General features: G+C 62.7%; 16 protein-coding genes. 6 read left to right on the forward strand and 10 right to left on the reverse strand.

Annotated elements, in window-relative coordinates; all coding sequences use genetic code 11:
* Positions 1–11: 11 nt before the first annotated feature.
* The 10 genes from DKK67_RS10470 to gspE form a co-directional block, all read right to left on the reverse strand.
* Positions 12–674: a GNAT family N-acetyltransferase gene (locus tag DKK67_RS10470; RefSeq protein ID WP_111496854.1), complete on the reverse strand. Its 663-nt coding sequence runs from the start codon at positions 672–674 to the stop codon at positions 12–14.
* A gap of 70 nt (positions 675–744) precedes the next feature.
* Positions 745–1,269 carry a type II secretion system protein GspM gene (gene gspM / locus DKK67_RS10475; RefSeq protein ID WP_111496290.1) on the reverse strand — a complete coding sequence of 175 codons (525 nt, stop codon included), beginning with the start codon at positions 1,267–1,269 and terminating at the stop codon, positions 745–747.
* Between the two features lies 1 nt (position 1,270).
* The gene (gene gspL, locus DKK67_RS10480) at positions 1,271–2,575 is read right to left on the reverse strand and encodes a type II secretion system protein GspL (protein ID WP_111496291.1); all 1,305 of its coding nucleotides are present in this window, start codon (positions 2,573–2,575) and stop codon (positions 1,271–1,273) included.
* Between the two features lie 103 nt (positions 2,576–2,678).
* Positions 2,679–3,701: a type II secretion system minor pseudopilin GspK gene (gspK, locus tag DKK67_RS10485; RefSeq protein ID WP_162628820.1), complete on the reverse strand. Its 1,023-nt coding sequence runs from the start codon at positions 3,699–3,701 to the stop codon at positions 2,679–2,681.
* Complete coding sequence (gspJ, locus tag DKK67_RS10490) at positions 3,698–4,480, reverse strand: type II secretion system minor pseudopilin GspJ (RefSeq protein ID WP_111496856.1); 783 nt, start codon at positions 4,478–4,480, stop codon at positions 3,698–3,700. Before gspJ ends, gspK begins: the two co-directional genes overlap by 4 nt.
* Entirely contained in the window at positions 4,470–4,859 is a 390-nt protein-coding gene (gspI, locus tag DKK67_RS10495) for a type II secretion system minor pseudopilin GspI (RefSeq protein ID WP_111496292.1), read from the reverse strand. The genes gspJ and gspI overlap by 11 nt, the downstream gene beginning before the upstream one ends.
* Positions 4,856–5,383, reverse strand: coding sequence for a type II secretion system minor pseudopilin GspH (gene gspH, locus DKK67_RS10500; RefSeq protein WP_111496857.1), 528 nt, complete (start codon positions 5,381–5,383; stop codon positions 4,856–4,858). The genes gspI and gspH overlap by 4 nt, the downstream gene beginning before the upstream one ends.
* A gap of 12 nt (positions 5,384–5,395) precedes the next feature.
* A complete protein-coding gene (gene gspG / locus DKK67_RS10505; RefSeq protein WP_111496293.1) occupies positions 5,396–5,851 on the reverse strand; it encodes a type II secretion system major pseudopilin GspG in 456 nt (151 codons plus the stop codon).
* 47 nt (positions 5,852–5,898) lie between these two features.
* Positions 5,899–7,113 carry a type II secretion system inner membrane protein GspF gene (gene gspF, locus DKK67_RS10510; RefSeq protein WP_111496294.1) on the reverse strand — a complete coding sequence of 405 codons (1,215 nt, stop codon included), beginning with the start codon at positions 7,111–7,113 and terminating at the stop codon, positions 5,899–5,901.
* A 3-nt stretch (positions 7,114–7,116) separates the two neighbouring features.
* Positions 7,117–8,622, reverse strand: a complete 1,506-nt coding sequence (gspE, locus tag DKK67_RS10515; RefSeq protein WP_111496295.1) for a type II secretion system ATPase GspE — start codon at positions 8,620–8,622, stop codon at positions 7,117–7,119.
* 336 nt (positions 8,623–8,958) lie between these two features.
* On the opposite strand from gspE, the gene DKK67_RS10520 reads away from it, so the two are divergent.
* The 6 genes from DKK67_RS10520 to DKK67_RS10545 all read left to right on the forward strand — a co-directional run bounded on the left by DKK67_RS10520 (position 8,959) and on the right by DKK67_RS10545 (position 15,403).
* Positions 8,959–9,615, forward strand: coding sequence for a type II secretion system protein N (locus DKK67_RS10520; protein WP_111496296.1), 657 nt, complete (start codon positions 8,959–8,961; stop codon positions 9,613–9,615).
* An 8-nt stretch (positions 9,616–9,623) separates the two neighbouring features.
* Positions 9,624–10,280, forward strand: a complete 657-nt coding sequence (locus DKK67_RS10525; protein ID WP_111496297.1) for a transglutaminase-like cysteine peptidase — start codon at positions 9,624–9,626, stop codon at positions 10,278–10,280.
* Between the two features lie 84 nt (positions 10,281–10,364).
* Positions 10,365–10,760, forward strand: a complete 396-nt coding sequence (locus DKK67_RS10530; protein WP_111496298.1) for a MerR family transcriptional regulator — start codon at positions 10,365–10,367, stop codon at positions 10,758–10,760.
* A 50-nt stretch (positions 10,761–10,810) separates the two neighbouring features.
* Positions 10,811–12,496, forward strand: coding sequence for an AMP-binding protein (locus DKK67_RS10535; protein WP_111496299.1), 1,686 nt, complete (start codon positions 10,811–10,813; stop codon positions 12,494–12,496).
* A 122-nt stretch (positions 12,497–12,618) separates the two neighbouring features.
* A complete protein-coding gene (locus tag DKK67_RS10540; RefSeq protein WP_111496300.1) occupies positions 12,619–13,788 on the forward strand; it encodes an isovaleryl-CoA dehydrogenase in 1,170 nt (389 codons plus the stop codon).
* Positions 13,789–13,795: 7 nt separating this feature from the next.
* Positions 13,796–15,403 (forward strand): carboxyl transferase domain-containing protein, encoded by a 1,608-nt coding sequence (locus DKK67_RS10545; protein ID WP_111496301.1) that lies wholly within the window; start codon positions 13,796–13,798, stop codon positions 15,401–15,403.
* Positions 15,404–15,445: the final 42 nt, after the last annotated feature.

Genomic DNA, 15,445 nt, shown 5'->3' on the forward strand with positions numbered 1-15,445 from the left:
TCCCAGATCAATTACTCAGTCGCCCCGGAGGCCACGCTCACATCCCGGTAAAGGACGTATTCACGCAGCTCCCCCAGGCGTATCTCGCCCAGATTACGGAATCCGAGCGACTCGTAGAATTGCAGATATCGACTATTGCCGGTATCAAGAACCAGCCCGTTGCCCCGGGGATTGTCCCGACACAACCGTTCCACCGCCTCCAGCAACAGCCGACCATAACCCCGGTTCTGATACTTGGGGTCCACCCCCATCAGCGGCAACTGGTGCACGCCCTCCTTCGGCAACCGGGCCCGAATTTGCTCATGATAATCAATGTAACGGCGCGTCGATGCAAGGCCTGCCGTCAGCGTCATGCGCAGTCGCCAGCTCAATCGGTCGGTCAGGTTCAGCCGCAGTTCCGGGTCGCCCAGGAAGGCGACGGCGACCAGGGTGTTATCGAGCATGATGCCGACGGCGTCCTGGTCCAGTTCCCGATAGAGGTTGATGAGTTCCCGTACCGTCGCCCGCACCCGGCGGTCATAGCCCGGCTGGCGCTCGTTGAACAGGTGATGAAAGGTGGGTTCGTGGCGGTAGGCCTTGACGAGAATCGACTTGGCTTCATTGATGGCGCTGGGGTCCAGGCGGACGACTTCCGGCCGGACCCCGGATACCGGCCGATCGCTGGCATCGGGCATCATCCCGCTCCTCCGTTGGCTGCAGAGCAAGGCCCGGCGCACGACGGCCGGACCGTGAGCGCCTCGCGCGCTAGATCTCGAGGGACAGGCGAACGCTGACCAGACCGGGCTGGTTCTCCCGATCGATGGCCGCCTGGTCGATGACGATGCCGTATTCTCCGGTCAGCGTCTCCAGCCAGCGGGACACCTGGTTGAACGGCGCATCCTCGATCCAGACCCGCATCCCGTCCTCGCCGCTGGGCTCGAAACGCTGCAGCGACAAGCCCGACTCGTTGGCGCTGGTGGTCACGGTCGACATCAACGATCGCACGTCCGTAATCTGCGAGGCGCCGCCCCGGGAGTCCCCGGCGGCTCCCAACTGGGCGATGTCGTCACGATGCTGCTGCATCCACGCCACCAGATCCGCGGCCGACTGGCGTTCGGCCACCGCGTTTTCGTGGAAGTCGGCGATCGGCCTCCAGATCAGGAAGTAGACCAGGAACAGGGCAATCGCCACCGCCATGATCTGCAGCGCCATCTGGTCACGGCGCGGCAGGTTGTCGTACTGCGTGACGAGCTTCTGGACCGACGGCTGCTTTTTTAATGTCTCGAACATGTCACGACCCTCCGGAAACCGTCAGACGGGCCCGCGCGCCATCGCTGTCGTTGACCACCGACCCGATGCGCGCTTCGAAACCGCGGTCGCCGATGGCACTGCGCAAGGCGCTGAGGCGGTCGTAACTGTCCGCGCGTAATTCGACCACCAGCTCGCCGCGCTGACGGCTGTAGTTCACGGCGTTGAACTGGACATTGCCGCCGCCCAGGCGTTCGTATTCGGCCCCGGTCTGCCCCAGCAGCGACAGGAAATCAGCGCGGGGTCCTTCCTGGCTGGCTACCCTCAGGCGCCCTTCCAGCACGCGGCGTACGTTACCGGCATGGGTCCGGGTATCGCCGGGAAAGGCCTCGCGGTAGATCGACATGGCCTGCTGCTCCAGATCCCGCGCCTGGGTCAGGTGGTAGTATCCCAGGCCGGCTTCCACGCCCAACTGCAGAACGAACCAGAGACCGGCCACAATCGCGACCGGGCGCCAGGCCCGCCAGGTGCTGGCGCCCTGATCCTGGGGCTCGAATTCGCCCTGGCACAGATTGATCGGATCGCACAGGTCGTTGTGGTCGGCATGAACCAGCAGTTCCAGAGGCGACATCTCCAACGCCTCTCTATGGAGCCTCAGGCGCTCCTGCGCGCCCAATCCGTCGATCACCGAACGCTGCGCTTCCAGGTCCCCGGCGCGACCGTAAAGCGCCACGGGAATCTCGGCGGCCACCTCGTCTTCCTCCGGGTTGGCCAGGGTATAGGCGAAGACAGGCAGGTTCGCGGTATTCATGCGGAACCACTCGCCGCGGCTACCGGAAACGAACGTGGCGTCACCGTCCAGGCAGAGACACCAGCGGGTGTCCTGGATCGGCAACAGGGATGCCTCGGGATAGATCGCTTCCAGGTCGGCGCCGGCGATGTCGTCGAAAAGCGTGTACCAGAGCGCCATGCGCTTGTTATCGATCGCCGCGACCCGGAAGCCCTGTTCCGAGCGCTGGCCGAGGGCCAGGTGGACACTGTCGATGTCCTGGGCCAGTTGCTCTTCGACGGCGAACGGCAGGGCCTGGCGTACGTAGCGCGCCTGTTTGGCGGGAATCTCGGCGAAACAGAACAGACTCTCGTCACCCGGAATAAGACCGATCAGCCGCACGTGATCCAGGTCGTTCTGAGTCAGTGTCTGCTCGATTCGGGACCGATCCTCGTCCTGACCGGTCGCCTGGAACATGCCGCTGGCATCGATCAGGGCCCAGTCAAAGCGCTGGTGGTCGCTGTCCCCGTGCAACGCCGCGAAGGGGGCGACCGGTTGGACATAGAGTCGGTATGACATGTGTGCGTGTTCCTGTCCTGTCTGTTACTGCCTGCTGTTATTATTGCTCGCCGCTCGTCATTCGTCGCTGTGCGCTGCCGGTCCATTCAGCGTCCGGTCAGACTCAGCCGTCCATCGACAGCTGGTAGGGTTCCTTGGTGATCAGGTTGGTCTGGCTTTCGTCCCGGCGAATTGTGTACATCGCCCCCTGCGGATCGCGATAGAGCGTCGTTACCAGACGGTACAACCTGTCATTGACGGTGATCCGCGAGGCAATGTCAAAGAATTCCGAGCGAATCCCGAGGCCATTGCTGTTAAGCCCCAGGCCGGCGAATGCACCCAGGGCCAGGAAGTCCTGCACCGTTTCGAAAGGCTCATCCTCGCGCTGTTCGATCACCGTTTCGATCTGGGCGGCGGTCAGGTTCTCGTGCAGGGACTGCAACACCGGCGCCGGCGCCATATTAACATTGATCGTCGTGCCGGTGACCGGCAGCGCCGCCACGTACGGCATCAGCTTGCGGTAGGCTTCCTCGGTCATGCCGGTGATCAGCCTCAGCTCGGAGACACTGGTAAACGGCTGGTTGCCGGTCCGGTATGGCGGGTCCAGCCCCAGATACTCGCCGTCCTCCGCGCCGTAGGCGTTCACGGTCTGGTCGTTGTCATCGATCCAGTCAATCAGCGCTTCGACCCTGACGTTGCTGATGTCGAGGATCTGGAGCAGACGGGTCAACCGGTCGCGGGTCAGGTCGTTGACGTTGCCGGACGCATCCACCAGGTTGTTGAGGTTAATCCGCCCGCTCAGGTCGTTGATCTGGACCTCCACCACGCTGGTCTCGTCGTAGGGAATCACGGCGGAATACTGGGCCCAGACTTCGTCCGGGCTGTCGATCATGACGCCGTCTTCCTGGTCGTCCTCATAATCCTTGTACAGCAGTTGCTCGGCAAAGGCCTCGGCGCCGATGGCAATGTTCTTGCCTTCGCTCTGGGCCAGGTAATGACTGGTCTTGTAGATGCGTAGGGACTGGATCTGCATCATGCCCGCCACCAGGGTCACCACCAGCGCCATGGCCAGCAGCACCATGATCAGCGCCACGCCACGCTGTGGGTTTGCTGCGCGAGGCGCGCGCGCTGTGCGGGAAAGCTTCATTGCGTGGCCTCCCCGTCGGACTGGTCAGCGGCGCTGTCGTCTTCGGCGGCCCCCTCGTCGGTATCCTCGTCATCCGCCTCGTCGTCGGATTCTGTAGCGTCGGTCACCAGGCCCTGGGCCGATTCCGGATCGAAGTCCGGCAGTGCGAACAATCGGGTAATCTCGCCGAAGCGTTCGTGATCCAGCGTGATCTCGATACCCCGCGGGAAGGCAATGGCCGTCAGCGACGCCGGTGAACCAGAGGCTTCCTGGGCCGCATCCGCCGGCGGCCAGTCCTCTTCCCAGTTGCCGTTTTCATCCATGAAGCGCACCTGGAAATCGACCACATCCGACACCAGCAACTGATCGCGACCCTCCGCGTCCTGGGCAACATCGAGCATGCCCCAGTAACGGCGGTGCAGTTCGTCCCCGGTGAATTCGTAGTTAACCCGCTGCAAGTCACTGCGCCGGCTGCCGATGGGATTGCGCCAGCCCTGACGGGTCAGCGCCACGGCAACGCCCTCCTCGCGGCTGGTCATGGCGTAGCGGGCGTCCCCGTAGATGTCCCGCACCGGACGGTTGACCACCTGGGTGATGTCGCGCTCAATCACCAGCATGGCGCGCTGGAGCGTCTCGAAATCGTCGGCCACATCGTCCACCCGATCCCGGGCGCGGATCACACCGTTGATCATCTGCCAGACGCCAATACCGATCAACGCGGTGATGCCGACGGCGATCATCACCTCCAGCAACGTGAAACCGCCCTGCCGGCGGCGCCTTGTCGAGACGTCAATAATCACCAAGGAACCCCGTCATGGTCGCCAGTTGCCGTTCATCGTCGTCGACGAATTCCGAGACGGTCACTTCGATGCGGCGCACCTTGGGATCCTCGGTGCCGATGACACGGGTTTCCACCTGCCAGCGCCGATTGGCAAAGTCGTCGATGATCTCGGTTTCTTCGGAGATCCCGGGGAATTCAGTTTCCAGGCGTTTCTCGGTGATGATGTTTTCCGCCAGCCAGTTGGCGAGCGTGCGGTCCTGCACCCGGCTGAACGTACCGATGTAGTTGCTGCCGATCTCCGAGGCCGCCGCCGCGATGATCCCGAAAACCAGCACCGCAACCAGAACCTCGATCAGCGTGAAACCGGTCTGCCGGCGGATCGGGCGGTTCCGTATCATAGGCTGTCCTCTTCCCCGGGCGGGTACCAGTCCAGGCCGTTGAGGCCGTCGGTCTCGATGCGGTAGCGGCCCAGTTCCCGCTCCTGGATCCCGAGAACCATGTTGAACGGCGTCATCTCGCCGGAGGAATAGAATACGATGTCCGGTTCCGGCGCGTCGTCCTCCTCGGTCTGGCCCGGCAGGGCTGGCAGGTCGTCCTCGACTTCGTAGGTCAGCGACATCCACTCGGGCAACTGCCGCTGGGCGAACAGGCGCTCCTGCTGGGGTTGCCACTCGCCCTCTACCGCGTTGTAGGCCAGAAAGCGGTAGCGCTCGCCGTCGACGGCCAACCCCATTTCACTGTTGGTCAGCACCGCCTGTTCCGACGCCGTTTGCATGAGCAGGAACAGTTCCCGCGCCTGGTTCTCCAGTTCCCGCTGCTGGGCTCCGCCGCCCAGATTCACCACGGCGATCACGGCCAGCAGTCCGACCACGACCATGACCACCATGATTTCGATCAGCGTGAAACCACGTTCCCGGCGCATGGAACGGACCACTTACTGGTCGGGATTGTCGCGAACGCTGATGTCCGCAGCGTCGCCATCGCCGCCTTCACGACCGTCGGAGCCGTAGGAGAACAGGTCGTAGGGACCGTCCACACCCGGACTGATGTACTGGTAATCGTTGTCCCACGGATCCTGGGGTACGCTTTTCAGGTAGCCGTCCGGATTCCAGTTGTTAGGCTCCGGACTGCCACTGGGCTTGGTCACCAGTGCCTGAAGTCCTTGCTGGGTGGAAGGATAGTGGCCGTTGTCCAGGCGATAGAGATCCAGTGCGTTGGCGATATTACTCATCTGGGTCTGGGCCACCGTCACCCGGGCCTGGTCACTCCGGCCCAGGATGTTGGGCGCCACGATAGCGACCAGCAGACCGAGAATCACCATCACCACCATGATCTCGATCAGCGTGAAACCCGCGTTTTTTCTCAGTTGTTTCATTGTCATCCGTCTCATATTGCTCGTTGGTCTGTGTTATCCCGGCCGAACCTCCTGTCCGACCCTTATCCCACCAGATTACTCATGTTGAGGATCGGCAGCATGATCGCCATGACGATGATCAGCACGACGCCCCCCATCACGAGCAGCATCAGTGGTTCGAACAGCCCCACCAATGTCTGGATCTTTGCCTGTAAGGTGTTTTCCTGCATGCTCGCGGTGCGTTCAAGCATGTGGTCCAGCTCACCGCTGGCCTCGCCGCTGGCGATCATGTGCAGCATCATCGGCGGAAAGTAGCCGGTACCGTCCAGCGACTTGTGCAGGCTGGCCCCTTCGCTCACCGACTGGGCGGCATTCTTTAGCTTGAGCCGCAGGTAATCGTTGGACAGCACTTCGCCGGCAATCCGCATGGCTTCGACCAGCGGCACCCCACTGGTGGTCAGAATCGAAAGGGTACTGGCGTAGCGCGCGGTATTAACGCCACGCGACATGCCGGACACCCCCGGCATGTGCAGCAATGAACGATGAAACTTCAGCCGGTTCGCTTCCTTACGCAGGGCGAACTGGAAGGCCAGGCCAATCACGATCAGGATAATCGCCAGGAACACGCCGTAAGCCGCCAGGAAATCGGATATCGCCAGCATGCCCCGGGTCAGCGCCGGCAGCTCCTGACCCTGCTTGACGAAAACGTCGATGATGTCCGGCACCACATAGGTCAGCAGGAAGACCACAATGGCAATGGCCACCACAGTCAGGATCACCGGGTAGATCGCCGCCAACTGGATCTTCTGGCGCGCTTCCTGCCGGTTCTCGGTGTAGTCCGCCAAGCGGTTAAGCACCAGATCCAGATGGCCGGCGTGCTCCCCGGCCGCCACCGTCGAACGGTACAGGCGCGGAAAGGCCCGCGGAAACTCGCCCAGGCTGTCCGCCAGGCTGTGCCCTTCCATCACCTTGGAGCGGATCGCGATCATCATGCTCTTGATGCGCGGTTTTTCCGATTGCTGGGCGGCCGCCCCCAGAGCCTGTTCCACCGGGATGCCGGACTGGATCAGTGTAGCCAACTGACGGGTCACCAGCGCCAGGTCCGACGCGCTCAGTCCGCGTCCCCGGCGACTGCCGCCACCGGCCCTGGCGCCCTTTTCCGAGGCGGTTTCCACCGCCAGCGGCGTGAGCCGCCGCTCCCGCAGCTGCTGGCGTACGGCTCGGGCACTGTCCGCTTCCAGTACGCCCTGTTTCTGCTTGCCCCGGGCGTCCAGCGCCTTGTAGTTGAATGCGGGCATCGATTAACCCCGGTGCGTCACGCGCAGGACTTCCTCGACCGTGGTCGAGCCGTCCAGCACCTTGGCGACCCCATCGGCGTGGATGCTGGGGCCGAATTGACGCGCCATATGTTCCAGTTCCATTTCACCAGCCTGGCGGTGGATCAGGTCACGCAGCTGTTCGTCCACCCGCACCACCTCGTAGATCCCCATCCGGCCCCGGTAACCCAACTGGTTACACTCGTCACAACCAACGGCTTTGTAGATGCGCGGCGGATTCTCCGGATCCAGCTGCAGGAATTCGCAGTGCTCCGGTGACGGCAGATACGGCTCCTTGCAATGACGGCACAAAACGCGCACCAGACGCTGGGCGATGATGCCGATCAGGCTGGAGGAAATCAGGAAGGGCTCCACCCCCATGTCGATCAGGCGGGCAATGGCGCCAACGGCTGTGTTTGTGTGCAGTGTGGACATCACCAGGTGACCGGTAAGGGACGCCTGTACCGCGATCTCGGCGGTTTCCAGGTCACGGATTTCCCCGATCATGACCACGTCGGGATCCTGGCGCAGAATGGCCCGCAGCCCACGGGCGAAGGTCATGTCGACCTTGGGGTTGACCTGGGTCTGGCCAATACCGGACAGGTTGTACTCGATCGGATCCTCGACGGTGAGGATGTTGCGGCTGCGGTCGTTGATTTCCTGCAAGGCGCCGTACAGCGTGGTGGATTTACCGGAACCGGTGGGCCCGGTCACCAGCAATATGCCGTAAGGGCGTTGAATCAGGTCCTTGAGAACCTTGTAGTCGCGCGCGGCCATCCCCAGGGATTCCAGCTTGAGCCGGCCGGCCTGCTTGTCCAGCAGACGCAGCACGATACGCTCGCCGTTGGATGACGGCATGGTGGAGACCCGCAGGTCCACTTCCCGGCCGGCCACGCGCAGGGATATCCGGCCGTCCTGGGGGACTCGCTTCTCGGCGATATCCAGCCGCGACATGACCTTGATCCGCGACACCAGCAGCGGCGCCAGCGCCCGCTTGGGCTGGACCACTTCGCGCAGGATACCGTCCACACGGAAGCGCACCACCAGGCGTTTTTCGTAGGTTTCGATGTGCACGTCCGAGGCGTTGGTGTTGACCGCCTCGGTGAGGATGGCGTTGATCAGCCGGATGATGGGGGCATCGTCTTCCTGCTCGAGCAGGTCTTCGGTTTCCGGGACGGAGTCGGCGAGACTGGCCAGGTCCATGTCGTCACCGATGCCTTCGACCATTTGCATGGCTTCGGCGGAGTCGTTCTGGTAGGCGGCATTCAGAGCATCGTCGAAATCTTCGGTGGCAATCGGCTCGAAGTGGGCCTGGCCGCCGCTGATGCGGTTGGCCTCCGCCAGCGCCGATGGCGACGCACCGGGCCTCACCAGCAGCTTGTAACCGCCGTTGTCGCCGCGGGTCAGAATGACGCCGTGACGCTTGGCAAACGTGAAGGGCAAACGCCCTACCGGAGCATCCTGGGCCTGTAACTCGAGGTCGTGTTCCACGCCGGTCCCTACCTGTGCCTGTTATTGTAAAAGGTCAAGGCTACCATAGGCCGGTTACCGAATGATGGCCTCACACGAGTTATCTGAGAAATAGATACACTCGTCAAGGCCGGATCGCCTATCTTTTTATTTTTACGTCGTTTTTGGTCGAACATTCGTCATACCGGGCCTATAATCCAGCCCCACTCCCCAATTCCGATTGTATCGCAGTATTTATTGCGCTGTTGTCTAAACTGTTACAGTGCGATTCGTCCCGGGGCTTCGTGACATCGACAGCTCGCGCATTCGGCCACAGGGAGACGGCCAAGCGCACGTGCAAGGAGACCGATAAAGCTCATGACTGGCATCTACGCCCGCTTACCACTGCTGATCGCTATCGTGCTGATCGTGGGCATGCTGGCCTCCCTCGGCTGGCAGGGATGGCAGTTCTACCAGGCGCGTCCATCGTCCGGACAAGCCACGGCGACCGCCAACCCGTCCAGCGAATCCGCCAGTCAGGGCCCGGAGCAGGTCGAACTGTCTTCCATCGATCTCTTTGGCGCTGCCGATCCCCAGGCCGCCAGCACGCCCCAGTCCACCGAAAACCTGCCGGAGACCAATCTGCGTCTGTTCCTGCGCGGCGTCATGGCCGGCGACGAAGACTCCACCGCCAGCGCCCTGATCGAAGGCAGCGACAACCAGACCGAGGTGTACCTGGTCGGCGACGAATTGCCCGGCAACGCCACCCTGCGCTCAGTCTATGCGGACCGCGTGATCATTGAGCGCAGCGGCAAGCTGGAGAACCTCTACTTCCCCGAAACCTCCGACCGCTCGGGCATTGAGGTGGCCGGCGCTGCACCCGAGGCGGCGCCGGAACCGGCGGCAAGCCAGCCTCCAACGGCCCAGCCGGTTCAGCCCCCGCGCTCCGCGCCCGGGGTCACCAGCGAGCGGCGCGAGGAAATCAGGCGGCGACTCGAGCAACTCAGGGAGCGGTTGCGCCAGAACAGTAACTGAGGGTAAGGATGACTCGGACGCGGATCAGGCGAGGAATCAGGTTCTTGGTCCTGGCCCTGTCATTGACCGCGACGGCGGTCATTGGCATCGAGCTCAGTTCACGCCTGCTTGACTATGTGGCCCGGGAATTCGGCGACGGCGCCCGCAAACGCCTGGAGCAGTGGCAGTCCCTTGAGAAACTGGCCGCCAAGGCCCCGGTCCGCCGTCAATTGCGTTTGGTGAACTCGTTCTTCAACCAGGCGGAATTCGTCAACGACATCGAGCACTGGGGCGAAGAGGATTACTGGGCCACGCCCGTGGAACTGCTGGCGACCAACGGCGGCGACTGCGAGGATTTCTCCATCGCCAAGTACCTCACCCTACGGTCGTTGGGCGTCCCGGACGACCAGTTGCGCATCACCTACGTCAAGGCGCTCGAACTCAACCAGGCCCACATGGTGCTGGCCTGGTATCCGGAACCCGATGCCGACCCCCTGGTGCTCGACAACCTGATCAACGAAATCAAACCTGCCTCGCAACGGGACGACCTGGAACCCGTCTACAGCTTCAACGGCGAAGGCCTTTGGCTGCAACGCCTGGATGAAGACGAAAAGCGCATCGGCAACGCCGACAAACTGGAACGCTGGACCGACCTTAATAACCGCCTGATCGATTCGCTGCGCTGACGCCCCTGAATGCCGAAAGCCGTTGACAGGTATTCAATCATCGAATTACCTTTACGTTAACGTCAACCAAAGAAGTCTTCGACGATGAGCAACCTGAAGGTAAAACGGACCTATTCCATCAGCGACCTGGCGCGGGAATTCGACGTGACCACCCGGACCATCCGCTTCTATGAGGAAGCGGCCATGCTATCACCGGAACGCAACGGACAGACCCGCATCTACAGTGACCAGGATCGGGTGAAGCTCAAACTGATCCTGCGTGGGAAACGACTCGGCTTCAGCCTGGCGGAATCGCGCGAGCTGATCGAAATGTACGATCCGTCTTCTGACAATGCTCATCAAATCAATGCATTACAAGAAAAAATTAAACAACGACGTGAAGCGCTAGAGCAGCAGCTGGCAGACATCGAGATCATGCAGAAGGAACTCGATAGCGCCGAGGCCCGTTGCCAGGAGGCACTGGCAAACCTGGGCCACTGAAGCGCATCGAGTCAGACGCACCACAACAAAGACAAGATTTCAGGTGGGTTATGACAATGCAGAACAGTTACGTCAGCGGGGTGAGCGAAACGCCCCTGCTGGGCATGACCATCGGTGAGCGGTTCGACGAGACCGCCAGCCGCTACCCGGACAACGATGCCCTGGTGGTCCATCACCAGGACCGCCGCTACACGTATCGACAGTTGCAGCAGGCCGTCGACGAGTGCGCCCGCGCGCTCATGACCCTGGGTGTCGAGAAAGGCGATCGCGTCGGTATCTGGTCGCCCAACAACGCCGAATGGTGCATTACCCAGCTTGCCACGGCGCAGATCGGCGCCATCCTGGTCAACATCAATCCCAGCTACCGGCGGCACGAGGTGGAATACGCCTTGCGCCATTCCGGCACGGCGGTGCTCATCCTGCAGGGTCAGTTCAAGACGTCCGATTACGTGGGCATGGTGGGCGAACTGGTCCCCTCGCTGCTGGACCGCCGTCAGGATCGGCTTGCCAGCGAACGGCTGCCGAAACTGCGCCAAGTCGTTTGCCTGGATGCAAATCGTACGACCCCGGGCATGTGGCACTGGGACGAGGTGATTGCCCTCGCCCATCAAACCGACGACGCCGACTACCGCGCACGCCAGGCCAGTCTCCAGTTCGACGACCCGATCAACATCCAGTACACCTCCGGAACCACCGGCGCGCCCAAGGGCGCCACCCTCTCCCACCACAACATCCTCAACAACGGATTGTTCGTGGCGCGACGAATGAACTTCACCGAACACGACCGGCTGGTGATCCCGGTCCCGCTCTATCACTGTTTTGGCATGGTCATGGGCAATCTGGGCTGCATCACCCACGGCGCCACCATGATCTATCCCAGCGAAGGGTTCGAGCCGACAGCGACCCTGGAGGCGGTGCAGCGGGAGAAGGCCACGGCGCTGTACGGCGTACCCACCATGTTCATCGCCGAACTGGAACACCCGGAGTTCAGCGGCTTCAACCTGTCCACCTTGCGCACGGGCATCATGGCCGGCTCCAACTGCCCGGCGGAGATCATGCGCAAGGTCATCGACCAGATGCACATGACCGACGTGACCATCTGCTACGGCATGACCGAAACCAGCCCGGTCAGCCTCCAGACGGAACCGGATGCGCCCCTCGACAAGCGCGTTAACACGGTCGGCACCGTGCACCCGCACCTGGAGCTGAAAATCGTCGACCCGGCCAACGGCCATGTGGTGCCCCGGGGCGAGAAAGGCGAGCTGTGCACCCGCGGCTACAGCGTGATGCTGGGGTACTGGAACAACGACGAGGCGACAGCCAAATCCATCGACGCCCAGCGCTGGATGCACACCGGCGACCTGGCCACCCTGGACGACGACGGCTACGTCGCCATCACCGGCCGCATCAAGGACATGATCATTCGCGGCGGCGAGAACATCTATCCGCGTGAAATCGAGGAGTTCCTATACACCCACGAGGCCATCTCGGACGCCCAGGTGATCGGCGTTCCCGACGACCGCTACGGCGAGGAAGTGATGGCGTGGGTCAAACTGATCGACGGTCAACAGGCCAGCGAGGACGAGATCCGAGCCTTCTGCAAGGCCAATATCGCCCACTACAAGGTGCCGCGCTACATCAAACTGGTGGAAGACTTCCCCATGACCGTGACCGGTAAGATCCAGAAGTTCCGGATGCGTGAAATCAGCATCGACGAACTGCACCTGGATCACTGACGAACCCGGGCCGCTGAACCGGCCCGATCCGCGCGGCCGCTTGATCGCGAGATAACGTTAACGTAAACGCACGCTTAAATAACAGGCAACAGAACGCCATTGTGGCGGGAGTGACCAACAACATGAAAAGCCAATACACCTCTCTCAACTTTGGACTCGGTGAAACCGCCGACATGCTACGCGACCAGGTGAACCAGTTCGCCGCCGACCGCATCGCGCCCCGCGCCGCCGACGTGGACCGCGACAACCTGTTCCCCAGCGACCTGTGGCCGGAGCTGGGCGAGATGGGCCTGCTGGGCCTGACCGTCGACGAAAGCTACGGCGGCAGCGGCATGGGTTACCTGGCCCACGTCATCGCCATGGAGGAGATCAGCCGCGCCTCCGCCAGCATCGGCCTGAGTTACGGCGCCCACTCCAACCTGTGCGTCAACCAGATCCACCGCAACGGCAACGATGCCCAGAAAGAAAAATACCTGCCCAAGCTGGTCAGCGGCGAGCACGTCGGCGCCCTGGCCATGAGCGAGCCCAACGCCGGTTCCGACGTGGTCAGCATGAAGCTGCGCGCTGACAAGAAAGGCGACCGCTACGTCCTCAACGGCAACAAGATGTGGATCACCAACGGCCCCGACGCCGACACCTACGTGATCTACGCCAAGACCGACACCAGCAAGGGCGCCCACGGCATCACCGCTTTCATTGTCGAGCGCGACTGGAAAGGGTTCTCCCGCGGCCAAAAGCTCGACAAGCTGGGTATGCGTGGCTCCAACACCTGTGAACTGATCTTCGAGGACGTCGAAGTGCCCGAGGAAAACATCCTGGGCCAGGAAAACGGCGGCGTGCGCGTGCTGATGTCCGGTCTCGACTACGAGCGCGTGGTGCTGTCCGGCGGCCCGGTCGGCATCATGCAGGCCTGCCTCGACGCGGTGGTGCCCTACGTGCACGAACGCAAACAGTTCGACCAGCCCATCGGCGAGTTCCAGCTGATCCAGGGCAAACTGGCGGACATGTACACCGAGCTGGCCGCCAGCCGCGCCTATCTCTATGCCGTCGCCCAGGCCTGCGACCGGGGTGAAACCACCCGCAAGGACGCCGCCGGCGTGATTCTCTACACCTCCGAACGGGCCACGAAAATGGCGCTGGAAGCGATCCAGATCCTGGGTGGCAACGGCTACATCAACGAGTTCCCCACCGGCCGTCTGCTACGCGACGCCAAGCTCTACGAAATCGGCGCCGGTACCCAGGAAATCCGCCGCATGCTGATCGGCCGCGAACTGTTCAACGAATCACGGTAAGGTTCCCATGGCTATTCTTCATTCCCAGATCCAGACCGAATCGCCAGAGTTCACCGAGCGCCACGGCGCCATGACGGCCCTGTGCGCCGAGCGGCGCGAGCGCCATGACGTGATCGCCCGCGGAGGTGGCGAACAGGCCCAGAAGCGCCACATCGACCGCGGCAAGCTGCTGCCCCGGGAACGCATCCACCGCCTGCTGGATCCCGGTTCCCCGTTCCTGGAGATTGGCGCCTTCGCCGCGGACGACGTTTACGGTGAAGACGTGCCCGCCGCCGGCGTGATCGCCGGCATCGGCCAGGTTCACGGCATCGAGTGCATGATCGTCGCCAACGACTCCACGGTGAAAGGCGGCACCTACTACCCGCTGACCGTAAAGAAACACATCCGCGCCCAGACCATCGCCGAGGAAAACCACCTGCCCTGCATCTACCTGGTGGATTCCGGCGGCGCCAACCTGCCGCGTCAGGACGAGGTCTTTCCGGACCAGGAAGACTTCGGCCATATCTTCTACCGTCAGGCCAACATGTCCGCCAAGGGCATCGCCCAGATCGCCGTGGTGATGGGGCTGTGCACCGCCGGCGGCGCCTATGTGCCGGCCATGGCGGACGAATCCATCATGGTGCGCGAGCAAAGCTCCATCTTCCTGGCCGGCCCGCCGCTGGTGAAAGCCGCCACGGGCGAGACCGTCAGCGCGGAGGAACTCGGGGGCGCCGACGTGCACACCGGCATCTCCGGCGTCGCCGACCACTTCGCCAATACCGAAGCCGAGGCCCTGGAGCGGGCGCGGCAGTGCATCGCCAACCTCAACTATCGGCGTCCGGAGACGGTTCGCCGGACCGAACCGCGCGACCCGCTCTACCCGAGCGAAGAGCTGTACGGCGTGGTGCCCAGCGACCTGAAGACACCCTACGACGTGCATGAGGTCATCGCACGCCTCGTCGACGGCTCGGAGTTCGATGAATTCAAGGCGCGTTATGGATCGACCCTGGTGTGTGGTTTTGCCCACCTCTACGGCATGCCGGTGGGCATCATCGCCAACAACGGCATCCTGTTTTCCGAATCCGCCCAGAAAGGCGCCCACTTCGTGGAATTGTGCTGCCAGCGCGGCATTCCGCTGATCTTCCTGCAGAACATCACCGGCTTCATGGTGGGCAAGCAGGCGGAACACGACGGCATCGCCAAGCACGGCGCCAAGCTCGTCACCGCCGTGGCCTGCGCCCGGGTGCCCAAGCTGACGGTCATCATCGGCGGCAGTTTCGGCGCCGGCAACTACGGCATGTGCGGTCGCGCCTACAAGCCCCGATTCCTGTGGATGTGGCCCAACGCCCGCATCGCGGTGATGGGCGGCGAACAGGCTGCCGGCGTGCTTGCCGACGTCAAGCGGGCCGGCAAGGAACGCCGGGGCGAACGCTGGAGCGACGACGAGGAACGGGCCTTCAAGCAGCCCATCGTCGACCAGTTCGAACGCCAGTCCAGCCCCTACTACGCCAGCGCCCGACTGTGGGACGACGGCGTGATCGACCCGGCGGACACCCGCCGCGTCCTCGGCCTGAGCCTGTCGGCCGCTCTTAACGCACCGCCGGAAGACACCCGTTTCGGCCTGTTCCGGATGTAACCCGATGACCAGAGACGAGATGGACAGTCAGGGAATGGAGAG

This window comes from Marinobacter bohaiensis, from assembly GCF_003258515.1.
Lineage (GTDB): Bacteria > Pseudomonadota > Gammaproteobacteria > Pseudomonadales > Oleiphilaceae > Marinobacter_A > Marinobacter_A bohaiensis.